The sequence below is a fragment of the Salmonella sp. SJTUF15581 genome (genome assembly GCF_043356775.1).
Classification (GTDB): Bacteria; Pseudomonadota; Gammaproteobacteria; order Enterobacterales; family Enterobacteriaceae; genus Salmonella; species Salmonella enterica.
Genome location: NZ_JBEUJY010000010.1, coordinates 70,294 through 94,376, shown reverse-complemented (window position 1 = coordinate 94,376; position 24,083 = coordinate 70,294). Strand labels below are relative to the sequence as shown.

Here is a 24,083-nt window from a genome sequence, read left to right as displayed (position 1 = left end):
GTCATTGTGCGTTCAGAGTAAACAGCATTAAATTCTTTATGTGGAATTTGTGTTCTGTATATTGAACTTTAATGCTTTTTAAGGAGAAACAATGGTTACTACCGCGATCTTTCCGTCACGATATGTTCAGGGTAAAGGAGCGTTGACAACGCATCTCCCGCAGGAATTGGCCGCACTCGGTCATAAGGCGCTGATTTTGCAGGATCCTGTTGTTCACAACACCTACCGGGATACAGTTGCAACGGCACTGCACGGGGTGATTGAATTTGATATCGAAGTGTTCAGTAGCGAGTGCAGTGATGAGGAAATTGCTCGCATCTCCGCACGCGCGCAGGAAATTGGCGCCGATGTGATTGTCGGTATGGGGGGTGGGAAAACCCTGGATACGGCAAAAGCAACCGGCGCCAGCCTGCGGTTGCCTATTGCCGTGGTTCCTACTCTGGCCTCAACGGATGCGCCGTGCAGTTCACTGGTTGTTATCTATACGCCAGAAGGGCAATTCAAACGCTACCTGATGATTCCACGTAACCCGACGCTTGTGCTGGTGGACAGCAGTATTATTGCTGCCGCGCCGGTACGCTTTTTGGTTTCCGGGATAGGCGATGCGCTGGCAACCTGGTTTGAAGCGGAAGATTGCCGCATCAAAGGGGCCGGCAATATGACCACCAGGCCAGGACCGATGACCGCATTTGAGCTGGCGCGCTTTTGCTACACCACCTTAATGCGCTATGGGCGCCTGGCGAAGCTTGCCTGTGAACAACATCAGGTTACTCCGGCGCTCGAACATGTTATCGAAGCGAATACACTATTATCCGGGCTCGGTTTTGAAAGCGGTGGGCTGGCGGCGGCGCACGCCATTCATAACGGTCTGACGGTACTGCCCGCCACGCACAAATACTGGCATGGGGAAAAGGTTGCGTTTGGCACGCTGGCAATGCTTATGCTCACCGATAGAGCGCCTGAGCTTATCGAGGAGGTTTATCAATTTTGTGAAGATATAGGCTTGCCCACCACGCTGGCGGATATTGGTCTGGCTGGCGTTAGCGATGATGAACTGCTGGCCGTTGCCAGGGCGTCTTGTCAAACTGGGGAAACGATGCACAACGAGCCGTTTACCATTACGCCGGAGGCCGTTCAGGCGGCATTGCGGGCCGCCGATGCTGTTGGGCAGGCGCGGAAAAAGATCGATCTTGCAGGTTAATGTGAGCCTGTAAATAAAAAACGGCAGCCGGAACTTTCAACTTCTGTCTGCCGCTATCGTGAATGTTTTAACGTCGCGATTTCAGAAAAATGCATGGGGGGTGCTCAGGACTACCGGGTTTATACTTCCGCTATCGCAGGGATTAGCGGATAGAAAAATGAAAAATGCTAAGTGGCTTTTTTTGTCAATCATAATGGCGTTTATCGGCGTGCCGCTGCTGGTGAACATTATTACGATTATCGTGGGGGGAATGTGGGCGTGCATTAGCGTTCTTGAAAATAGTATCCCCGTCGCGCAATCTATTGAGAAGGCGACCATTATCCCGGTAGCGCTTCTGGGCGCAGGGTTAATTTTTCTTTGTGGCCGGATATGGGGAAAGGGAAATGCATCAGAGGTAAATCCAGAATGGCGTGATTGCTGCCTGCTTATGCCCGCTCTGGTGGTGCTGATGGGGTGGGTCATCCTGATGTTTCTCACCGATCTTAATATTCACGCGATAGGGCGTAAACCCATCGCCCAGGTGGTGCAAACGCTTTGGTTAGTACCCAGCGTAATATCCTTTTTCAACGGCTGGGTATGGGCAGTGTTGCTCATCCCGGTTGGCTCGCAGCTCTGTTTTGCATTGGGGTATGGCGGTGCGCGTTGGGGAGTGCTACGCGGCGGTGCGGGCTACTCTTGTCGTAATCTGCTGGTGATTTGCCTGCTGTTTTTCGGGAGCTGTGCCGTATATCAGTCACATCTTTATGCCGTGAAGTATCCCGCTCCCGAGAGCAGTGAATATCTTTATTTCCGCGATTATCAGGCGCACACATGGGGCAACAAACTAACCGGGCTGCGCGATGAACCGACACTTTTGCTCACCCAAAATTGGCCGCGGCTCGATGGCGCAACGGCTGGCTTGCCGTTATACGCCTCGGCTTTTTATGCGCTTACGCGCTTTCCGGATGATATCTGCCCTGAAGACTACCTTGAAAACCAGGGAACCATTGAAGCCTATCAAAATATCCTTAACGGTAATGCCGATCTTATTTTTGTCGCCCAGCCTTCCACTGCTCAAAAGCAATTGGCCGAGGCCAGTGGCGTAAAACTGGTTTACACCCCCTTTGCACGTGAAGCGTTTGTGTTTATCGTCAACCAAAACAATCCCGTGTCATCGTTGAGTGATGTACAAATTCGCGGCATTTTTAGCGGAAGAATCACCCACTGGAATGAGGTAGGCGGAGAGGCAATCGACATTAAGCCCTGGCAGCGACCGGAAAACTCTGGCAGCCAAACGGCGATGCTGGCGAAGGTAATGAAAGAAACAAAGCTGATGCCAGCGCAAACAACATCAGTGGCAACCGCGATGGGGGAAATGGTGGATATCGTGGCTGAGTATCGCAGTACGCACAACGCCATTGGCTATACCTTTCGTTATTACGCTACGCAGATGCACAGCAATAAAGAGATTAAATTACTGGCGATAAACGATGTTGCCCCGACGGTTGAAAATATTCGTAACGGCGGTTACCCGTACACGGTTGATGTTTATATGGTCACCCGTGAACACCCCACAGCGGAAACACAAAAGCTGGTGGACTGGTTTCTAAGCCCGCAGGGACAACAGTTGGTGCAGGATGTGGGATATGTGCCGCTGTATCCGGCCGCGAAATAAAGGGACTAAATGGAAGATGTTAAATTATATGTGGAACGGGTAGGCGTAGACCCGGCCAGCGGCGCTGATATTCGTATTGCACGGCGTGAATCCACTTCGTGGCATAAAGATATTGTTGCTGAGCTGATTAATCAGGTCCTCCGGTGTGGTGCAGCATTAATCATCATCGCTGTGCTGACCGCCTGCGATGATCGCCAGGTAAGCTATTTTCCTGATTATGCCGCCATACCCGAGCAATCCGGTATCTGGACCTGGCTGCCTGTGTTCTTTCCATCGTCCGCCAGTGAAATAGAGATGACGTTTAACCTGGACAGCAATCTTTTTTATGCTGACTTTAGCGTGGCCGACGGTGATAAACGCGCGCATTTTGAAAGCGTGCTGGGGGAGGAGAGCGTGGTTCATTATGCCAACTTTACTCATAAAAGCTGGTGTAAAACGGGGAAAACTCTCTGGAATAGCGAAGCGCGGGCAAAACCCTTCTTTATTACCCAAATAAGTGTCGATCGCTACCGTATCACTAATCATATGCCCGGCTGTACAAAACCCGGCGAGTGAATGCGGTATGTGGCGAAAAGGGCGGTATAAACCGCCCCGGATTTTATTACGACGCCAGTGAAAGTTGGTGTTTCTCAACATACGTCGCCAGCCACTGGGTGATGCGGGATTGCTGCTCGGCGGTCAGCCACATGCCTTCTTTGGTGCGACGCCAGATAGCGTCTTCAGTACGGCGCACCCATTCGTGATCCACCAGGTACTTGAGTTCCGCTTCGTAAAACTCATGACCGAAATCTTCGCCTAAATCAAGCAGCGACGTGGCTTCGCCGAGAATCCACTCCGTGTTGCTGCCGTAAGTGCGCGAATAGTGGCGCGCCAGCGATTCCGTCAGGAACGGATAACGACGACGCAGCTTCGCCGCGTAATCTTCGCGGCTGCCGTCGATGTCGCCGCCGGGCAGTACGCACGTTTTGGTCCATGCCGGGCCGATGCCTGGATAATAAGACGCCAGTTTTTCCATCGCATGTTCGGCCAGCTTACGGTAGGTCGTGAGCTTACCGCCAAACACGGAAAGCAGCGGCGCTTTGCCGTTTTCATCATGAATATCAAGGGTATAATCGCGAGTGATCGCCTGCGGTGAGTCGGACTCATCATCGCACAGCGGACGGACGCCGGAGTACGTCCAGACGATGTCATCGCGCCCCAGTTGTTTCTGGAAGTGCGCGTTATAGACCTTCAACAGGTAATTAATTTCGCTCTCTTCAATTTTTACCGCTTTCGGATCGCCTTTATATTCGACATCGGTTGTGCCAATGATCGAAAACTCTTCCATCCACGGAATGACAAAGACGATACGCTTATCTTCGTTTTGCAGAATATACGCCTGCTTCTGATTATGGACGCGCGGCACGACGATATGGCTGCCTTTGATCAGGCGGATGCCATACGGCGACGGCAGGTGCATCCCTTCGTCGAAGAACTGTTTGACCCACGGTCCGGTGGCGTTAACCAGTCCGCGCGCCTGCCAGACATATTTTTTACCGGTGTCGATATCTTCCGCTTCGACAATCCACAGGCCATTTTCCCGACGAGCGGCAGTTGCGCGAGTACGGGTAAGGACTTCGCCGCCTTTACGCACCACCATCTGTGCGTTAGCCAGCACCAGACGCGCATCGTCTACCCAGCAGTCGGAATATTCGAATCCGCGCACGATTTCCGGTTTGAGCACCGAATCTGCGCCAAACCGCACACCGGTGGAACCGGGTAAGCTGGTACGTTTGCCGAGGTGATCGTACATAAACAGACCGATGCGGATCATCCAGGCTGGACGTAAATGCGGGCGGTGCGGCAGACGAAAACGCATCGGGAAGGCGATGTGCGGCGCCATTTTCAACAACACCTCACGTTCTGCCAGCGCTTCGCTGACCAGGCGGAACTCGTAGTGCTCAAGGTAGCGTAAGCCGCCGTGGATAAGTTTCGAACTGGCGGAAGAGGTTGCGCAGGCCAAATCCTGCGCTTCCAGCATGAGTACGGACAAACCGCGTCCGGCGGCATCAGCCGCGATGCCTGCACCGTTAATGCCCCCGCCTATCACGATCAGATCTTTGGTTTCCATGCTGCCCTCTTGCACTTTCGTTAAAGTTCAAAAATGTTCGTTATCGAACATAATAGCAAAGAAACGCGCTATTGGTAACATCGAAAAAACATTTTAGAGTGATATGTATAACATTATGGCGTTAAGCTACTCCGTCAACGTACACTGGGCGATAAAATGCCTTAATTGGCTGCACCGGCAATAATGAAAGAGCGATTCATGGAACAATTTGAATGTATCACTGTAGAAGAGGCGTATCAGAAACTGCACCAGGGCGCGGCGGTGCTGGTCGATATTCGCGATCCGCAAAGTTATGCCATGGGTCATGCGCCGCAGGCGTTTCACTTGACTAACGATACGCTGGGCGCGTTTATGCGTGAGCATGGTTTCGATACCGCGGTGATGGTAATGTGCTATCACGGCAACAGTAGTAAAGGCGCCGCGCAGTATCTGCTCCAGCAAGGCTATGATGCGGTTTACAGCATTGATGGCGGGTTTGAGGCCTGGCATCGCCGTTTCCCTGCCAATGTCGCGAATGGCGCGTAATCCCATAAAGATGCAGCCTCCGACGAGAAGGGTATATATACTGTCTTCTTTTGTATGGACTAAGCGACAGCAATAATGTTGATGATTACTTCCTTTGCGAATCCTCGCGTGGCGCAGGCATTTGTTGATTATATGGCCACCCAGGGCGTCATTCTTACTATTCAGCAACATAATCAAAGCGATATCTGGTTGGCAGATGAATCGCAGGCCGAACGTGTGCGGGTCGAGCTGGCGCGGTTTATAGAAAATCCCGGCGATCCGCGTTATCTGGCGGCTAGCTGGCAGTCCGGGCAGACTAACAGCGGACTGCGCTACCGCCGTTTTCCCTTTCTCGCCACGCTGCGTGAACGAGCCGGCCCTGTTACCTGGATCGTGATGCTCGCCTGCGTGCTGGTCTATATCGCGATGAGTCTCATCGGCGATCAGACGGTGATGGTGTGGCTGGCGTGGCCGTTCGATCCGGTTTTAAAATTTGAAGTCTGGCGCTACTTCACCCATATCTTTATGCACTTCTCACTGATGCATATTCTTTTTAACCTGCTGTGGTGGTGGTATCTCGGCGGGGCGGTAGAGAAGCGCCTGGGCAGCGGTAAATTAATCGTCATTACGGTGATAAGCGCGCTGCTAAGCGGCTATGTACAGCAGAAATTTAGCGGCCCGTGGTTTGGCGGACTGTCTGGCGTCGTCTATGCGCTGATGGGGTACGTGTGGCTGCGCGGAGAGCGCGATCCGCAAAGCGGAATTTACCTCCAGCGCGGCTTAATTATTTTTGCATTATTGTGGATAGTCGCTGGTTGGTTTGACTGGTTTGGCATGTCTATGGCGAACGGCGCGCACATCGCCGGGCTTATCGTCGGTTTAGCGATGGCCTTTGTTGATACGCTGAATGCGCGAAAACGAACGTGAGGCGTATCCGGCCTGTGGTCGAGATATTTTTCCAGGCCGGGTAGGGCGAATGCCGCTATCCGGCGCAAGGTTGGTTACTTTCAGAGATTATTCATGAAACAAACACAACGGCATGACGCGATCATTGAACTGGTGAAAAAACAGGGGTACGTCAGTACGGAAGAGCTGGTGGAGCATTTTTCTGTCAGCCCGCAAACCATTCGTCGGGATCTTAACGATCTGGCGGAACAGAATATGATTTTGCGCCACCACGGCGGCGCGGCGTTGCCCTCCAGCTCGGTGAACACGCCGTGGCACGATCGTAAGGCAACGCAAACGGAAGAAAAAGAGCGCATCGCTCGCAAAGTCGCGGCCCAGATCCCCAATGGTTCAACGCTGTTTATTGATATCGGCACGACGCCGGAAGCCGTAGCGCACGCCCTGTTAGGGCACAGTAATTTGCGGATCGTGACCAACAATTTGAATGTAGCGAACACGCTAATGGCGAAAGAGGATTTTCGTATTATCCTCGCCGGCGGTGAACTCCGTAGCCGCGACGGCGGCATTATTGGCGAAGCGACGCAGGACTTTATCGCCCAGTTCCGTCTCGATTTCGGTATTCTGGGGATTAGCGGTATTGATAGCGACGGCTCGTTGCTGGAATTTGACTACCATGAGGTACGCACCAAGCGTGCGATTATCGAAAATTCGCGCCATGTGATGCTGGTGGTGGATCACTCTAAATTTGGCCGTAACGCGATGGTAAACATGGGCAGCATTAGTATGGTCGATGCGGTCTACACCGATACCCTGCCGCCGCCGGGCGTGATGCAGGTGTTGACGGAGAACCATATCCAACTGGAGCTGTGTTAATTCTGTAAAACGTCCCACGTCAGACCAAAACGCGCCAGGTATTTACGCAGCCGGTCAGCGTCATTCACCGTGGCTTTCCCCTGACGGGAAACGTTGAATAGCTGCCGCCCGGCGTCGGAAAGGGTTTTCGCCTGGCGGCAGACGGCAACGACGTTTTCCAGTTGCATACGGTCAAACAGATCCAGCGCCGTTGCGTCAATGCCCGGCAGTCCGTCGAGCGCGGAGGGGCGATGGTCATTCCAGCTATAGCGCAAACGCGCGATTTCATCGTCTACCGTTTCGACCGTGATTCGCCCGTTGTCCGCCAGCGTCGCCATGCGGGTGACGCTGGCGGAGAGTTCGCGGAAGTTACCGCGCCAGGCGGCCTGCGGCGAGGTGGCGAAGCTCAGCCAGGCGCGGCGCGCTTCGGTATTAAAACGCACGCTGTCGCCGGTTAGCGCCGCGTGGCGTTCCAGTTCGTAGTCAAGGTTTGGCTCAATATCTTCCTGGCGCTGACGCAGGCCCGGTAGTTCGAAGGTCCAGAGATTAATGCGCGCGTACAGGTCTTCGCGGAATGTCCCCTCCGCCACCCGCTGGCGCAGGTCGCGCACCGTGCCGGCAATCAACTGGAAATCGCTGCTGACCTGCTGGTCGCTGCCGAAAGGGTAAAAGCGTTTCTCTTCAATGGCTTTCAGCAACATGGCCTGTTCATCCGCGCCCAGCTCTCCCACTTCGTCAAGAAACAACATGCCGCCGTCGGCGCTGCGCAGCAGCCCTGCACGCTCCTCTCTCGCGCCGGTAAACGCCCCCTTAACGTGGCCGAACAGCGCCGACATCGCCGTGTCGCCGCGCAGGGTGGCGCAGTTCACTTCGACAAACGGGCCGCTGAACTGGTGGCGGGCCAGTTTTAGTTCATAGATGCGACGGGCGAGAAACGACTTGCCCGCGCCGGTCGGGCCGTTGAGCAGGATTGGCGAACGGGAGCGTATCGCGACGCGCTCAATTTGCTCAATCATCCGGTTGAAACACGGGTTGCGGGTTGCAATGCCGGACTTCAGGAAGTTGAGCGTCTCCTCCCGCTCCTGGGCGAAGCGGGTGGCGATGTCATTGTAGCGGCTGAGGTCGAGGTCAATAATCGTCACGTCGCCCGTGCTATGCGGTTTATCTTTTTTGCGCGGCGGCGAGGTCTGCGCTAATCGCGCCGGTAGATAGCGCGCCTCCGCCAGCAGGAACCAGCAGATCTGCGCGACGTGAGTGCCGGTGGTGATATGAATCAGATAGTCTTCATCTTCGGGATGAAAGGTATGGCTGCGGGCGAAATCGTGCAGGCAGGCGTAAACCTCTTCGAAGTCCCACGGGTTGCGGATCGCGATTTCTACGCCGACGACTTCCGTTTCCGGCGAGACGCTGGCGATATCCTTCTTTAATCCTTCAAACAGCGAGCGAGAGCGGGCATCGTACAGCAGTTCCAGGCGGTGAACGACCAGCGTCTCCTGCTGGCACAGACACAAAGTAGGGCGCCATTTTTCCCAACGCTGACTGCCGCGTCCTGCATAGTCGAGCACCGTACCGACAAAACCAAAGGCCACCGTTTTTCGCATCTTAGATTTCCTTCTAAAAGACGAGATAATTTTATCGCTTTTTAATGACTGCCGTGCAGGCATTTTTCTTTCACTTGAACGCTAAAGAAATAAATCAATTAAAAATCAATAGATTAAAAAATAATTTATTTTCTGGCACGCTGGTTGCAATAACTCTGGCATGGAGAATAACGGAAATGGGAAAAACAAATGGCTAATCCACTTTTGTTCCGTTCGCTGTTAAGGGACGCGCCGCTGGCCAACGCCAGCAATCAGCAAGGCGCAGCGGCCTTTGCCTTCACCCCGCGCCATAAACTGGCGCAAATGGTGATGACCGGCTGCATGAACGAGACTTTTTATGCCAGCGGCCAGGCGCAGCTAAATGATGTTCTGGCGACGGCGAAAGATCTCGACGATCTGTTTTTAGCGCAACTGGCGATTTATGGTCGCGAACGCGGGATGATGAAGGATATGCCCGCGCTGTTGACCGCCATTCTGGCGGCGCGTGGTTCGGCGCTGCTGCCGGTAGTATTTACGCGGGTGATCAATAATGGCCGGATGCTGCGTAACTTTGTGCAAATTTTGCGCAGCGGCGTGACCGGGCGGCGCTCGCTGGGGACGCGGCCAAAGAAGCTGGTGCAGCGTTGGTTGCAGAACGCCAGCGAAGAGCGTTTATTGCAGGCATCGGTGGGCAATGCGCCGTCGCTGGCGGATATCGTCAAAATGGTGCACCCACGGCCGCAGGCGGCGTGGCAGGAAGCCTTCTTCGCCTGGCTGATTGGTAAGCCGTGCGATAAGGCGCAACTGCCGGAAAAAACGCGCGCGCTGCTGGCGTTTCGTGAAGGTGACATGGGCGCGGCCTTACCCGATGTGCCGTTTTTACTGCTGACCAACGCGCCGCTGAGTCGCGAACAGTGGGCACAGCTGGCGCAGCGGATGAGTTGGCAAACGTTGCGAATGAATTTGAATACGCTGGCGCGTCATGGCGTGTTTGAGAATGCAACGCTTGCCGCCAGCGTGGCGCAGCGGCTGGCGGACAGGGCGCAGGTGCGCCAGTCCTGGGTCTATCCTTATCAGCTGCTGTCGGCATGGAGCAATCTGCAAAGCAGCGTGCCGCAGGTTATTCGCGAGGCTTTAGCGCAGGCGATGGAGTACGCGCTGGAGAACATTCCGTCGTTTCGCGGCAACGTGGTGGTCTGCCCGGACGTGTCGGGGTCCATGAAGTCGTCGATAACCGGCTATCGCAAGGGGGCGACCAGTAAGATCCGCTGCGTGGACGTTGCCGGGCTGATCGCCGCCGCCGTGCTGCGTAATCATCCGCAGGCCCGCGTGCTGCCGTTTGAATGCGATGTGGTCGACGTGCGGCTTGATGCGCGCCAGTCGGTTATGCACAACGCGCAAAAGCTGGCGGCGGTTGGCGGCGGCGGCACCAACTGCTCCGCGCCGCTGCGTAGGTTGTTGAACGAGCGGGCGCGGGTGGATCTGGTGATTATGGTGTCGGATAACGAATCGTGGGTTGATAAATCGCGCCATGGCTCAACGGCCACCATGGAATGCTGGATCGAACTGAAAAAGCGCAACCCGCAGGCGCGCCTGGTGTGTATCGATCTGCTGCCTTACGGCACCACGCAGGCGGCGGAACGAAGCGATATTTTGAACGTCGGCGGCTTCAGCGACGAGGTGTTTACGGTGATAGATAACTTTGTTAACGGTCGCTATGGCAGCGCGCACTGGCTGGAAGCGATTGAAGCCGTGACGCTGTAAAGAGTATTCAGCGCGGCGCGAATGCTGGCCGGGATTACATCTTTCCCGATGCGTATCATCCCGGCTATGAATTTGTCGCGCAACGCTGAAGGCACGAATGCCGGTGGATCTACACCTTGTATGGCCAGACGCAGGTTCGAACCCTGCCGGGGCTTAGCCCTGTAGCTCAACGGTAGAGCGGGTGATTCACCTTAACTTGTCGTGCCACCCTATTTTGGCGAATGCCTGTGGATCTACATTTGTTGCGGGTTCGAGACCCGTCAGAGCCCGGCTCTGTAGCTCAATGGTAGAGCGGTGTATTCACATAAACTTGTCGCCACCCTAATGATTAAAATGAGAAAAAATGATGAATTACGAATTGATGACCACCCAGAACGCACCGGTAAAAATGTGGACCAAAGGCGTACCGGTAGAAGACGATGCCCGTCAGCAGCTGATCAATACGGCGAAAATGCCGTTTATTTTCAAACACATTGCCGTTATGCCGGATGTGCATTTGGGGAAAGGATCGACCATCGGTAGCGTGATCCCGACGAAAGGGGCGATTATTCCGGCGGCGGTGGGCGTGGATATCGGTTGTGGAATGAACGCGCTGCGTACCAGCTTAACGGCGGCCGATCTGCCGGAAAATCTGGCGGAACTGCGTAACGCCATAGAGGCCGCTGTGCCTCACGGGCGTACCACCGGACGCGGGCGTCGCGATGTGGGCGCATGGGGAAACCCGCCCGCCAACGTTGATGAAAAATGGGCGCAGCTGGAAGCGGGATATCAGTGGTTAACGCAAAAATATCCGCGCTTTTTGAATACCAATAGCTATAAGCACCTGGGAACGTTGGGAACCGGTAACCACTTTATTGAGATCTGTCTGGATGAAACCGATCGGGTATGGATCATGCTGCACTCCGGTTCGCGCGGGATCGGTAACGCCATCGGCACCTATTTTATCGGCCTGGCGCAGCAAGAAATGCAGGAGCAGTTAGAAACGCTGCCGTCCCGCGATCTGGCGTATTTTAATGAAGGAAGCGAATATTTTGACGATTACCTGAAAGCGGTACACTGGGCGCAACAATTTGCCAGCCTGAACCGCGAGGCGATGATGGAAAACGCGCTGGCGGCGCTCCAGCGCTGCGTGGAAAAACCGATCGCCCTCGATATGGACGAGATCAACTGCCACCATAACTATGTGCAAAAAGAGCAGCACTTTGGCGAAGAGATCTATGTGACGCGTAAAGGGGCTGTTTCGGCGCGGCGCGGTGAGTTCGGTATCATTCCCGGTTCGATGGGGGCGAAAAGCTTTATCGTGCGCGGGCTGGGTAACGAAGAGTCGTTCTGTTCGTGCAGCCACGGCGCCGGACGTGTGATGAGCCGAACGAAAGCGAAGAAACTGTTTAGCGTTGACGATCAGATTCGCGCCACCGCGCATGTCGAATGCCGTAAAGATGCGGACGTGATCGACGAGATCCCAATGGCGTATAAAGATATTGATGCGGTGATGGCGGCGCAGTCTGACCTGGTGGAAATCATGTACGCCCTGCGGCAGGTGGTGTGCGTTAAAGGATAGAAAATGGCAAGGATCATCGCGCTGGATGGCGCACAGGGAGAGGGCGGCGGGCAGATTTTGCGCTCGGCGCTGAGTTTATCAATGATAACCGGCCAGCCGTTTGAAATGAGCGGCATCCGCGCCGGGCGCGCCAAACCGGGGCTGCTACGCCAGCATTTAACGGCGGTGCGGGCGGCAACGGAAATCTGCGGCGCGCAGGTGAACGGCGACGAGCTGGGCTCGCAACAGTTGCGTTTTACGCCGGGGCCGATTCGCGGCGGCGAGTACCGTTTCGCGATTGGCAGCGCGGGCAGTTGTATGCTGGTGCTGCAAACCGTCCTGCCCGCGCTGTGGTTTGCCGATGGTTCATCCCGCGTGGAGGTTCACGGTGGGACGCATAATCAGGCCGCGCCCAGCGCCGATTTTATCTGCCGCGTCTGGGAGCCGCTGTTGGCGAGGATGGGCATCAGCCAGCGTACCACGCTGATAAAACACGGCTTTTATCCGGCAGGCGGCGGCGCGGCGGCGACGGTCGTCGAACCGGCGGCGTCTTTACGCGGTCTGACGCTGATATCGCGCGGCGAGACGCGGCGCACCACCGCTGAAGCTTTGCTGGCGGCGGTTCCTTACCACGTTGGCGAACGTGAAGTCGCAACGCTGGAAGCCCACTTCCCGCAGGCGGAGAAAAACGTCGTTGCGCTGGAAGGCGGCTGCGGGCCGGGCAACGCGCTGTCGCTGATGATTCAAAGCGAACAACTGACCGAACTGTTCGCCGCGTTCGGCGTAAAAGGCACCAGCGCGGAAGCGGTAGCTAATCAGGTTGCGCATGAAGCGCGGCGCTATCTCGCAAGCCCGGCGGCAGTGGGAGAGCATCTGGCCGACCAGCTGATTTTACCGCTGGCGCTGGCGGGCGAAGGCGCGTTTACCGTGGCGCGGGCTTCCGCTCACTTGCTTACCAATATTGCGGTGGTGGAACGGTTTTTGCCGGTAACGTTCAACCTGGAGGAGGCGAGGGAGATGGTGCAGGTTATGGTAAGTAAAAAGGATAGCGGATCATGACATACCACGCTGATTTCCTTGATGCTGAACAACGCGTTGCTGACGCTATCCCGGAGAGGGATGTTAATCCCTTTTCCGGCCCTTCAACGATGCGGCGAAGAGTGCTGGTGAGTCAGGACGGCGAGCCGGTTATCGTGCTGTGTCTTTTTGTCGCGCTGGAAGAGGGGCGCTGGATCGTTGAGCAGTGCTTCAGCGGCATCATGAATAATGATAAGACTATTGCGATATTATACGGTCAGCACGTTCACTTATTTGATACGGATTCACATCAGGTTAAAAGCCTGTTTCTTGATGATTATGTTGGCCATATTTATTCAATACCCGATGTTTGGGATCATAAGACCTCGCTGAGCGAGAATTTCCTGGTCACAACCTTTCAGTATACGTTTCTTATCAACGTGAGTTCCGGCATTATCTGGCGATCGGAACCGTGTGGTATTGATGGCGTCATTATTCATGATATCCGGGAGGGTATTATTTATGGCAGTGGCGAATGGGACCCGCCGGATGGATGGGCGCCATTTAACCTGCGGCTGAGCGACGGCCATCGGGCCTGAAGCCAACTCAACGTCTGGATTTACGTTTATGCCGGATGGCGGCTACGCCTTACCCGGCCTACAAAACCAGCAATATTAATATGTTTTAAAATGACTCTGCAGGCCTGATAAGCGAAGCGCCATCAGGCACACGTTAAACCCCGTACCCCATCATCTTCAGCAACTGCTGCGCGTGCTGTACCGCGTCCTGACGGTGCGCGACGCCGAGTTTCTGGTAGAGGTTGCGGATATGCGTCTTAATGGTGGTTGCGGCTACCGCCAGTTCGCCGGCAATCTGTTCGTTGCTGTAACCGGAATAGATAAGCCCTAACACCTGCCATTCACGCTGGGTGAGCGGGCTGGTGCGAATAAGCTCCGGGACATCCGGATGGTTAAGCAGGCGCTCGACGAAGCCTTCGTCAAAATGGGCGAATTTATGCCGGTGATGTTGGTTAATCTCTCGCAGGATGCGCTGCGCGCGATGCTGCTCCATCTCCGGCAGCGTATTGAGCTGGATAAGCTGACGCAATTGTTGCGCCATGGCTTCGCCTTCAATCACAAAATGGCTGATAAATCCGGTGCGGTTGGCGAGCTGTAAGGCATCAAGCAATACGCGCTGGGCGTCGTTTTTCCGCCCGGATTGCCAGTAAAGCTGATTGAGTAACAGCAGATTGCGGTTTAAATCGCTCATTAAGCGCAGGCTACGGGCATTCTCATTTAACTCTTCCAGCACGATTTCCGCAGGCTCGAATTCGCCCAGCAGGATCTGCGCGCGGGCGATATTCCGCCATTGCCCTTGCAGAAAATGGTTATTGGCAAACGCCGGTTTGGGCGTATGACGTAACCAGTTGGCGGCGGATTTTTTGTCGCCGGTTAACTGCCAGTAAATGACACGCACCTTATCGGCGTTAGAGATCCAGTCGCAGTGATAACGACCATTGCCTAATAAATTTTCCAGTCGGTTAAGCTGACTACGGGCATTATCCAGATCGCCGCGCGCCAGCGAGCACTGCACCAGTAACGTCAGGCACTGCAACTGTTGTTGCGGCTGGAAGGTGGACAGCACAGCGATACCGCTGCGCGCCGAGGCCTCCGCTTCGTCAAGGCGCGCCCACGCCCACAGCAATTGCGCGCGGATACGTACCAGAAACTCATGCATCGGCAGTTGTTCCAGATGTTGCTCTTTGATCAACTGGAAGGCTCTCTCCTGCGTTTCCCATGCGGCCTGCAGGAATCCCTGGGCGAACTGAATTTCGCTTTGTTGAATTAAGCTCCACAGCGCGTAATGCCAGACGTCATGATGGCGCGCCATTTGTTCGGTTTGCTGCATCAGCGATAAAGACTGGCTGAGATCGCCTTTACAGTGCAGCACTTCGCCGTGAACGGAGGTCGCGACAATGCGGCTATAAAACCAGGCGAGAGGAAGCTCATCCAGCGCCAGTTTCGCCAGCCGCTCAGCCTCTTCCGGATTGCCGTCGTTGATGGCGACCTGGGCGCGCAGCGCGTTAAATTCAGCATGCAGCGTGCCGTCCATAACCCCTTTGATCTCTTGCTCGGCGCGCGCCAGCAACGTATTCACTTCGCTGTAGCGGTGTTGGCTTTGCATCAGCCAGGCCTGTAACAACACCAGCCGCGGATTTTCCAGCAGGCTTTCCCACGGCAGCGCTTTTAATGACTCTTCCAGCAGCGCCAGTTCACTGTGATTAAACAGCCCCCACGCATGGTTAAGCAGGATATCGCGCAGCATTTGCGCGTCACCCGCCGCCAGCGCATGATGAATAGCTTCGCTGGGAAAACCTTGTTCCATCCAGCTTTCCGCGGCCGCACGGTGGATCTCCGGCAGTTCCGCCGCCAGTTCCCACTGGCAACGCTGGCGCAGAAAGCTACCAAACAACGGGTGATAGCTAAACCACTCGCCCGTGTCGTCCATGCGTTGCAAGAATAACCCCTGGCGCTCAATCTCCTCCAGCCGCATCTGGCCGTTTTCTTCGCCGGTCACGCGCACAATCAACGCGTCATTCATTGAGCGTAAGATCGCGCTTTTAAGTAAAAAATGTCGGGTGCTGACATCCACGTTATCCAGTACTTCGTCCACCAGATAATCAGAAAGGTGGCTGGCATTAATCCCGGCAAGACGGCGGGCGGAGTGATGCGCAGAGGTATGGTTCTGGCGCGCGGAGAGGGCGATCAACTGTAGCGCAGTGGCCCAACCGGCCACATCATCGCACATGCGGCTGCTCTCAGCGGCTTCAATGGGCGACGAAAGACGACGGTCAAAAAATTGCTTTGCTTCCTGATGGTTAAAAGCCAACTGCTGGCTGCCGATTTCCAACAGCTGATCGCGCACGCGCAGGTTAGCGATGCCCAGTTGCGGCAAATTACGCGATAACACCACCAGGGTGAAATTTTCCGGCTGATGCCGTAAGAAAAAGCGCATCGCGTCGTGAATCACCGGATTGGTAATCAAATGGTAGTCGTCAATCACCAGATAAAGCGGGCGATGCCACTGCGCCAGTTCAATAAAGAGCTGCGCGAAGAGGGACGTCAGGCTGGCATACTGACGTTTTTGCGCCATCGCTTCGCTGGTAGAGCAGTGTCCGCCGGTGGCCTGTTGGATAGCGGCAATTAAGTAACTGGCGAATCGCTCTTGCTGGTTATCGCCTTCGTCGAGAGAGTACCAGCCTAATTCATTTTTGCCCGCCGCCCACTGTGAGACAAGCGTGGTTTTCCCATAGCCAGCAGGACTGGTTACCAGGGCGAGCCTGAAATTGTTCGCGCCGGAAAGTTTAGCCAACAGCCGCTCACGAACCACGGTATGGTCGAGACGAACCGGACGACTTAATTTAGACGGAATCAACATAGCAATCACTTCACTGTGGGAAATGGGGGGAACTGCGATTTTTTTTGCGCTTCGTAATTAATAGATATAAGGTCGGCCAGAAAGCATTTTAATGCAAGCTAAGCAGACTTTTTATGTGTCTGAATTTGCACTCTGTCACAATTCTAAATAACGGTATTAAAAAAGTATTCGGCGCGGTTGAAACGAGCGTCAGAGCTGGGCTGAGGTCATATTTCCGTTATTGTAAATAATGTCCTGGACATCATCCGGATTTAACACAATGGCGATACCAGGCGTTTAATTAATTATGTTTAGTGAGTGAATCTCCCGCCGCTGAATATTTCAGGTAAGAAACTATTTCGGCGTTCATATAATCTTTCGAAAATACCCCTTCGCGATTTACTGTTATTTCTGTTTATTCATTTGATTATGCGTAACACTGGGTGTCGTTGACAGGAATCGGCGCGTTTATACAGGGGTAAGTGGCGGCGATCACACTTTTATGCTCATCCCCGCTCCTCCTCCCTCCCTAATCATTGCCGGGAGGAGGAAGGTCAACATCGAGCCTGGCAAACTAGCGATAACGTTGTTTTATTACCCGAGGACGGATTTCCTATGTCACAGCCAACCTTCAATAAAGATCAATTCCAGGCCGCCCTGACGCGTCAGTGGCAGCGTTTCGGTTTACTGTCGGCGTCCGACATGACGCCTCGTCAGTGGTGGCAGGCCGTTAGCGGCGCGCTGGCGGAATTACTGAGCGCGCAACCGGTAGCGCAGCCGACGAAAGGCCAGCGTCATGTGAACTACATTTCGATGGAATTTTTGATTGGCCGCCTGACGGGAAATAACCTGTTAAATCTGGGATGGTACCAGGACGTTAGCGATGTGCTGAAAGCGCACGATATTAATCTGACCGATCTGCTGGAAGAGGAAGTCGATCCGGCGCTCGGCAACGGTGGTCTGGGACGTCTGGCCGCCTGCTTCCTCGATTCGATGGCCACCGTCGGGCAGTCCGCTACGGGCTATGGTCTGAACTACCAGTATGGGCTGTTCCGTCAGTCATTTGTTGAAGGCAAGCAGATGGAAGCGCCGGATGACTGGCATCGCGGCAGCTATCCGTGGTTCCGCCACAACGAGGTGCTGGACGTCCAGGTTGGGATCGGCGGTAAAGTTACCAAAGAAGGGCGCTGGGAGCCAGGTTTTGTGATTACAGGCCAGGCCTGGGATCTGCCGGTGTTAGGCTATCGTAACGGCGTCGCGCAACCGCTGCGTTTGTGGCAGGCGACCCACGCGCATCCGTTTGATCTGACCAAATTCAACGACGGCGCTTTCCTGCGGGCGGAACAGCAGGGTATCGATGCGGAAAAACTGACGAAGGTGCTTTATCCCAACGATAACCACACGGCGGGCAAAAAACTGCGCCTGATGCAGCAATACTTCCAGTGCGCCTGCTCGGTAGCGGATATTCTGCGTCGCCACCATCTGGCCGGACGCAAACTGCATGAGCTGGCGGATTACGAGGTCATTCAGTTGAACGATACTCACCCGACCATCGCCATTCCGGAACTGCTGCGCGTGCTGATTGACGAGCACCAACTGAGCTGGGATGACGCCTGGGCTATCACCAGCAAAACCTTCGCCTACACCAACCACACCCTGATGCCAGAAGCGTTGGAGTGCTGGGACGAGAGGTTAATCAAAGCGCTGTTGCCGCGTCATATGCAGATTATCAAGCAGATTAACGATCGCTTTAAGACGCTGGTCGATAAGACCTGGCCTGGCGATAAGCAGGTATGGGCAAAACTGGCGGTGGTGCACGACCGTCAGGTACGCATGGCCAATATGTGCGTGGTCAGCGGCTTTGCGGTCAACGGTGTGGCGGCGCTGCACTCCGATCTGGTGGTGAAAGATCTGTTCCCGGAATATCACCAGCTTTGGCCGAACAAATTCCACAATGTCACCAACGGCATTACACCGCGTCGCTGGATTAAACAGTGCAATCCGCAGCTTGCGGCGTTGCTGGATAAAACGCTGAAAAAAGAGTGGGCTAACGATCTCGACCAGTTGATCAACCTCGAAAAATACGCTGACGACGCCACATTCCGTCAGCAGTATCGCGACATCAAACGGGCGAACAAAGAACGGCTGGTGAAATTCATCAAGGCCCGTACCGGGATTGAGATTTCAAGCAACGCGATTTTTGATATTCAGATCAAACGCCTGCACGAGTACAAGCGTCAGCATCTGAATCTGTTGCATATTCTGGCGCTGTACAAAGAGATCCGCGAAAACCCGCAGGCTGACCGCGTACCGCGCGTATTCCTGTTTGGCGCGAAGGCGGCGCCGGGCTATTACCTGGCGAAGAACATCATTTTTGCTATCAATAAGGTTGCGGAAGCCATTAATAACGACCCGGCGGTGGGTGATAAGCTGAAGGTGGTTTTCCTGCCGGATTACTGCGTCTCGGCGGCGGAAATGCTCATTCCGGCGGCGGATATTTCCGAGCAAATTTCTACCGCCGGGAAAGAGGCGTCCGGCACCGGTAACATGAAACTGGCGCTGAACGGGGCGTTGACAGTGGGAACGCTGGACGGCGCTAACGTTGAAATCGCTGAGAAAGTGGGTGAAGAGAATATCTTTATCTTTGGCCATACTGTGGAAGAGGTCAAGGCGCTCAAAGCCAAAGGCTACGATCCGGTGAAATGGCGTAAAAAAGACAAAGTGCTGGATGTGGTGCTAAAAGAGCTGGAAAGCGGTCAATACAGCGATGGCGATAAACATGCCTTTGACCAGATGCTGCATAGCCTCGGCAAACAGGGGGGCGATCCGTACCTGGTCATGGCGGACTTCGCCGCTTATGTCGAGGCGCAAAAGCAGGTGGATGCGCTGTATCGCGACCAGGAAGCGTGGACGCGCGCCGCGATCCTCAATACCGCGCGCTGCGGTATGTTCAGTTCCGATCGCTCTATTCGCGATTATCAGGCCCGTATCTGGCAGGCAAAACGCTAAGGGAGCGCGATGGAAAATAAACGTCTCGATAGTGCCGCGCTGGCGGCGGGGATCAGCCCCAGTTACATCAATGCTCATGGCAAACCGCAGTCTATTGGCGCTGAAACCAAGAGACGTTTGCTGGCGGCGATGCACGGCACGACAACAGGACCACAGGCGGTCGTGCCGAATGTGAAGGTTTATACCGCGGGTAAAAAAATGGCGTTGCCGGTAGAGGGGCGCGGTGAGTTTGCCTGGCTGCTGACTACGGAAGAGGGCGTGCATTACAAAGGGCGCGTGACGGGCGGTAAAAAACTTAACCTTCCGGCTACATTGCCGGAGGGCTACCACACCCTGACGTTGACCCAGGATGAACAGCGTACGCACTGCCGGATTATCGTCGCCCCGCCGCGATGCTATGAGCCGCAGGCGCTGCTGGAAGGGAAAAAACTGTGGGGGGCCTGCGTCCAGCTTTATACTCTGCGTTCAGAAAAAAACTGGGGTATTGGCGATTTCGGCGATTTGAAGTCGATGCTGGTCGACGTGGCGACACGCGGCGGCGCGTTTATCGGCCTGAACCCGATCCACGCGCTTTATCCGGCGAATCCGGAGAGCGCCAGTCCCTACAGCCCCTCGTCTCGTCGCTGGCTGAACGTGATATATATCGACGTCAACGCCGTCGAAGATTTCCGCCTGAGCGAAGAGGCACAGGCATGGTGGCAAATGCCCGCCACACAGCAAAAGCTGCGACAGGCGCGCGATGCGCAATGGGTGGATTACGCTACCGTTACCGCGCTGAAAATCACGGCGCTGCGGATGGCGTGGACGCGGTTTGCCGCTCGCGACGATGCGCAAATGGCGGAGTTTCGTCACTTTATCGCCCGCGAAGGCGAGAGCCTTTACTGGCAGGCGGCATTCGACGCGCTGCATGCGTATCAGGTAAAAGAGGATGAGCAGCGCTGGGGCTGGCCAGCCTGGCCGGAGGCGTACCAGTCGGTAGAGTCTTCCGCTGTAAAACAATTCTGTGAAGCGCACCGCGAAGAGGTGGAGTTTTACCTCTGGCTTCAGTGGCTGGCCTGGCGCCAATTCGCCGCCTGCTGGGATACCTGCCAGAGTTTTAAACTACCGATTGGTCTGTACCGCGATCTGGCGGTTGGCGTAGCGGAAGGCGGCGCGGAAACCTGGTGCGACCGGGAGCTGTACTGCCTGAAAGCATCTGTCGGCGCGCCGCCGGATATCCTCGGCCCGCTCGGTCAGAACTGGGGGCTGCCGCCAATGGACCCGCATATTATTGTCGCCCGGGCCTATGAGCCCTTTATCGACCTGCTGCGCGCCAATATGCAAAACTGCGGCGCGTTGCGCATTGACCATGTTATGTCGTTGCTGCGTCTGTGGTGGATACCGTATGGCGAAACAGCGGATCAGGGGGCTTACGTCCATTATCCGGTAGATGATTTGCTTTCTATTCTGGCGCTGGAGAGCCAACGTCACCGCTGTATGGTGATAGGCGAAGATCTGGGGACGGTGCCAGTTGAGATTGTCGGCAAGCTGCGCGATAGCGGGGTCTATTCTTATAAAGTGCTGTGGTTTGAAAATGACCTTGAGAAAAACTTCCGCGCGCCAGGCGCATATCCGCAACAATCGATGGCTGTCGCCTCGACGCACGATCTCCCCACGCTGCGCGGCTATTGGGAATGCGGTGACCTGACGTTGGGTAAAGCTCTGGGGCTTTATCCGGATGAAGTGATTCTGCGCGGGCTGTATGAGGATCGCGAGCGGGCGAAACAGGGGCTATTGGACGCGCTGCATAAATATGGCTGTCTGCCAAAACGCGCCGGGCATAAGGCATCGTTAATGTCGATGACGCCAACGCTAAATCGCGGGCTTCAGCGCTACATCGCCGACAGTAACAGCGGTCTGTTGGGGCTTCAGCCGGAGGACTGGCTGGATATGGCCGATCCGGTTAACGTACCGGGCACCAGCGATCAGTATAAAAACTGGCGGCGGAAATTGTCTGCATCTCTTGAGGCCATGTTTGCCGATGAGGGCGTAAACAAGCTGATTAAGGATTTGGATAAGCGCCGAAAAGCGGCCGCGAAGAAGAAGTAATAAAGCCGGGGATTTCCCCGGCTTTATTATGGTGAGAACACGTAGGCCTGATAAGCGCAGCGCCATCAGGCAATCCTGGCGCACATTGCTGCCTTATCCGGCCTACAAGCCGCCTCGCTTAAACCACCATACCCAGCAGCAGACAGCCGATCAGGCCGCAGACGGAGATGATCGTTTCCAGCATCGACCAGGATTTAATGGTCTCGCCGATAGTCAAATTGAAATACTCTTTGAATAGCCAGAAGCCCGGGTCGTTGACGTGAGAGAAAATCACGCTCCCGGAACCGACTGCGATAACCATCAGTTCAGGGCTAACGCCGGTAGTGGCGATCAGCGGCGCCGCAATGCCGCCTGCGGTAATCGCCGCGACAGTCGCAGAGCCCAGCGCGATACGCAGCACCGCCGCGATAGACCACGCCATCAACAGCGGAGAGACATTGGTTTCATGCATCATTGAAGCGATGTATTTATCCACGCCGCTATCGACCAGCACCTGCTTGAACGCGCCGCCGCCGCCGATGATCAGCAGCATCATGGCGATAATTTTGATGGAAGAGACCAGCGTATCGTTAATCTGATCCATGGAACGCCCGCGGTTCAGGCCAAAGGTGAACATCGCAATCAGTACGGCAATTAACGTAGCCATTACCGGGTCGCCCAGGAACTCGGCAACGGGCAGGAAAGCGTGGCCTTTTGGCAGAATCATCTCGGCAACCGCACGCATCGCCATCAGAATCACCGGAACCAGCGACGTCCAGACGCTGACGCCAAAGCCCGGCATCTCTTCTTCCGTAAAGGTTTTCGCGCTGTACAGGCCTTCCGGGATCGGCTTATCGATACCTTTCAGAAAACGGGCGTAAACCGGTCCGGCAAGGATCACGGTCGGGATTGCCAGAATCGTACCAAACAGCAGCGTCTTACCCATATCGGCATGAAAAATCGTGGCGATCGCGGTTGGGCCCGGGTGCGGCGGCAGGAAGCCGTGTGTGACGGAGAGCGCCGCGGCCATCGGCACGCCGACGTACAGTAACGGGATATTCGCCGCTGCGGCAATGGTGAATACCAGCGGCAGCATCAGAACGAAGCCCACTTCATAGAACAGAGCGAAGCCGACGGTAAAGCCGGTTAACACTACGGCCCACTGAATATGCTTTTTACCAAATTTCGCGATCAGGGTAGTGGCGATACGTTGAGCGCCGCCGCAGTCGGCAAGCATTTTGCCCAGCATGGCACCGAACCCCATAATCAGGGCCAGACTGCCAAGCGTACCGCCGACACCGGCTTTGATGGAGCCGATGACTTTATCCAGCGGCATTCCCTGCATCAACCCGACAGCGAGCGCTACCAGGACAAGGGCGATAAATCCGTTCATTTTGAAGCGGATCATCAGAAGAAGTAACAAGATAACACCGATAGCAACGATGACTAATGGCATGATTTACCTGGCCTTTACTTTGTTATGGGTAACGTCATTGTTTCGACGACAAATTCCTGTTGTTCCCGACGGGAACAGAGTCGCAATAGCACCAATACTGATTACCGTTGAAACGAATGAGCGTAGTCAGATGTTATATGGATGTTAGGTGCCCATAAGAATGATACGGGTAACATATGGGTGTTGAAAATGACCCTGGCAGGCAAAATTTAAATTATGAGACACAGGTCATGTTATCGGCGAAAGAAGAAGGACCATCGTTCTGAGATGTGGCTGATAGCGCCGGATGGCGGCGTAGACGCCTTATTCGGCCTACGGTGGGGCAGATAAGGCCCGACAGGCGCAAGCGCCATCGGGCATGGATGCGGGGAAAATCTTAGTAGTATGAGTGCTCGCCGCGCTGGTGTTCGGTCAGATCGCGAACACCTTTCAGTTCCGGGAATTCATTCAGTAACTGTTTCTCGATCCCTTCTTTCAGCGTGACGTCAACCATCGAGCAACCGTTACAACCGCCGCCAAACTGCAGAATTGCATAGCCTTCATCGGTAATTTCCATCAGCGAGACGCGACCGCCGTGGCCCGCCAACTGCGGGTTAATCTGCGATTGCAGAGCATATTCCACGCGCTCCATCAGCGGCGCGTCATCGGCCACTTTGCGCATCTTCGCGTTTGGCGCTTTCAATGTGAGTTGAGAACCTAGCTGGTCGGTCACGAAATCAATTTCCGCGTCTTCCAGATAGGGCGCGCTCAGCTCGTCGACATAAGCGGTCAACAGGTCAAATTTCAGTGCAGTATCGGTGGCTTCTACGGCGTCGGGCGGACAATAAGAAACGCCGCACTCTGCGTTAGGAGTGCCGGGATTAATGACAAATACGCGGATTTGCGTCCCTTCTTCCTGATTTGCCAGCAGTTTGGCAAAGTGCGCTTGTGCAGCATCGGAAATACGGATCATAGTAATGGCCTAATAGTTGACTATTTTAGTTGGTTATAATACGCCCATCATCGA

17 protein-coding genes are annotated in these 24,083 nt (G+C 54.9%); 12 read left to right on the top strand and 5 right to left on the bottom strand.

The window, feature by feature from the left end; genetic code table 11:
- The first annotated feature begins 91 nt into the window (after positions 1-91).
- The 3 genes from ABVN36_RS17180 to ABVN36_RS17170 all read left to right on the top strand — a co-directional run bounded on the left by ABVN36_RS17180 (position 92) and on the right by ABVN36_RS17170 (position 3,410).
- Positions 92-1,201 (top strand): glycerol dehydrogenase, encoded by a 1,110-nt coding sequence (locus ABVN36_RS17180; protein WP_000258842.1) that lies wholly within the window; start codon positions 92-94, stop codon positions 1,199-1,201.
- Positions 1,202-1,358: 157 nt separating this feature from the next.
- Positions 1,359-2,855 carry a PstS family phosphate ABC transporter substrate-binding protein gene (locus ABVN36_RS17175; protein ID WP_023138599.1) on the top strand — a complete coding sequence of 499 codons (1,497 nt, stop codon included), beginning with the start codon at positions 1,359-1,361 and terminating at the stop codon, positions 2,853-2,855.
- A 9-nt stretch (positions 2,856-2,864) separates the two neighbouring features.
- On the top strand, positions 2,865-3,410 hold the full coding sequence (locus tag ABVN36_RS17170; RefSeq protein ID WP_023138600.1) for a hypothetical protein: 546 nt from the start codon (positions 2,865-2,867) through the stop codon (positions 3,408-3,410).
- Between the two features lie 46 nt (positions 3,411-3,456).
- Here ABVN36_RS17170 and glpD read toward each other — a convergent pair whose 3' ends face one another.
- On the bottom strand, positions 3,457-4,965 hold the full coding sequence (glpD, locus tag ABVN36_RS17165) for a glycerol-3-phosphate dehydrogenase (RefSeq protein ID WP_000448180.1): 1,509 nt from the start codon (positions 4,963-4,965) through the stop codon (positions 3,457-3,459).
- Positions 4,966-5,163: 198 nt separating this feature from the next.
- Here glpD and glpE point away from each other — a divergent pair, with 198 nt between their 5' ends.
- The 3 genes from glpE to ABVN36_RS17150 all read left to right on the top strand — a co-directional run bounded on the left by glpE (position 5,164) and on the right by ABVN36_RS17150 (position 7,248).
- Complete coding sequence (gene glpE / locus ABVN36_RS17160) at positions 5,164-5,490, top strand: thiosulfate sulfurtransferase GlpE (RefSeq protein ID WP_000434524.1); 327 nt, start codon at positions 5,164-5,166, stop codon at positions 5,488-5,490.
- 75 nt (positions 5,491-5,565) lie between these two features.
- On the top strand, positions 5,566-6,396 hold the full coding sequence (gene glpG / locus ABVN36_RS17155) for a rhomboid family intramembrane serine protease GlpG (RefSeq protein ID WP_000928702.1): 831 nt from the start codon (positions 5,566-5,568) through the stop codon (positions 6,394-6,396).
- 93 nt (positions 6,397-6,489) lie between these two features.
- A complete protein-coding gene (locus tag ABVN36_RS17150) occupies positions 6,490-7,248 on the top strand; it encodes a DeoR/GlpR family transcriptional regulator (protein ID WP_000815085.1) in 759 nt (252 codons plus the stop codon).
- Here ABVN36_RS17150 and rtcR read toward each other — a convergent pair.
- Complete coding sequence (rtcR, locus tag ABVN36_RS17145) at positions 7,245-8,828, bottom strand: RNA repair transcriptional activator RtcR (RefSeq protein WP_001232871.1); 1,584 nt, start codon at positions 8,826-8,828, stop codon at positions 7,245-7,247. The genes ABVN36_RS17150 and rtcR overlap by 4 nt on opposite strands.
- A 189-nt stretch (positions 8,829-9,017) precedes the next feature.
- Between rtcR and ABVN36_RS17140 the strand changes: the two genes are divergently transcribed.
- From ABVN36_RS17140 to ABVN36_RS17125, 4 genes are all read left to right on the top strand, one after another.
- Complete coding sequence (locus ABVN36_RS17140) at positions 9,018-10,571, top strand: TROVE domain-containing protein (protein ID WP_023138601.1); 1,554 nt, start codon at positions 9,018-9,020, stop codon at positions 10,569-10,571.
- A gap of 346 nt (positions 10,572-10,917) precedes the next feature.
- Entirely contained in the window at positions 10,918-12,132 is a 1,215-nt protein-coding gene (rtcB, locus tag ABVN36_RS17135) for an RNA-splicing ligase RtcB (RefSeq protein ID WP_001105525.1), read from the top strand.
- A 3-nt stretch (positions 12,133-12,135) separates the two neighbouring features.
- On the top strand, positions 12,136-13,170 hold the full coding sequence (gene rtcA, locus ABVN36_RS17130) for an RNA 3'-terminal phosphate cyclase (protein WP_023138602.1): 1,035 nt from the start codon (positions 12,136-12,138) through the stop codon (positions 13,168-13,170).
- Positions 13,167-13,727 (top strand): hypothetical protein, encoded by a 561-nt coding sequence (locus ABVN36_RS17125; RefSeq protein WP_000220922.1) that lies wholly within the window; start codon positions 13,167-13,169, stop codon positions 13,725-13,727. Before rtcA ends, ABVN36_RS17125 begins: the two co-directional genes overlap by 4 nt.
- 133 nt (positions 13,728-13,860) lie before the next feature.
- Here the strand turns inward: ABVN36_RS17125 and malT are convergent, their stop codons facing one another.
- Positions 13,861-16,566: an HTH-type transcriptional regulator MalT gene (malT, locus tag ABVN36_RS17120; protein ID WP_000907030.1), complete on the bottom strand. Its 2,706-nt coding sequence runs from the start codon at positions 16,564-16,566 to the stop codon at positions 13,861-13,863.
- 594 nt (positions 16,567-17,160) lie between these two features.
- On the opposite strand from malT, the gene malP reads away from it, so the two are divergent.
- Together malP and malQ are read left to right on the top strand one after the other, a co-directional pair.
- Positions 17,161-19,554, top strand: coding sequence for a maltodextrin phosphorylase (gene malP, locus ABVN36_RS17115; RefSeq protein ID WP_023138603.1), 2,394 nt, complete (start codon positions 17,161-17,163; stop codon positions 19,552-19,554).
- A gap of 9 nt (positions 19,555-19,563) precedes the next feature.
- Positions 19,564-21,642, top strand: a complete 2,079-nt coding sequence (malQ, locus tag ABVN36_RS17110) for a 4-alpha-glucanotransferase (protein ID WP_023138604.1) — start codon at positions 19,564-19,566, stop codon at positions 21,640-21,642.
- A gap of 118 nt (positions 21,643-21,760) precedes the next feature.
- Here malQ and gntT read toward each other — a convergent pair whose 3' ends face one another.
- Both gntT and nfuA read right to left on the bottom strand, forming a co-directional pair.
- On the bottom strand, positions 21,761-23,077 hold the full coding sequence (gntT, locus tag ABVN36_RS17105; protein ID WP_001131741.1) for a gluconate transporter: 1,317 nt from the start codon (positions 23,075-23,077) through the stop codon (positions 21,761-21,763).
- 376 nt (positions 23,078-23,453) lie between these two features.
- Positions 23,454-24,029 (bottom strand): Fe-S biogenesis protein NfuA, encoded by a 576-nt coding sequence (gene nfuA / locus ABVN36_RS17100; protein ID WP_000619387.1) that lies wholly within the window; start codon positions 24,027-24,029, stop codon positions 23,454-23,456.
- Between the last annotated feature and the right edge of the window lie 54 nt (positions 24,030-24,083).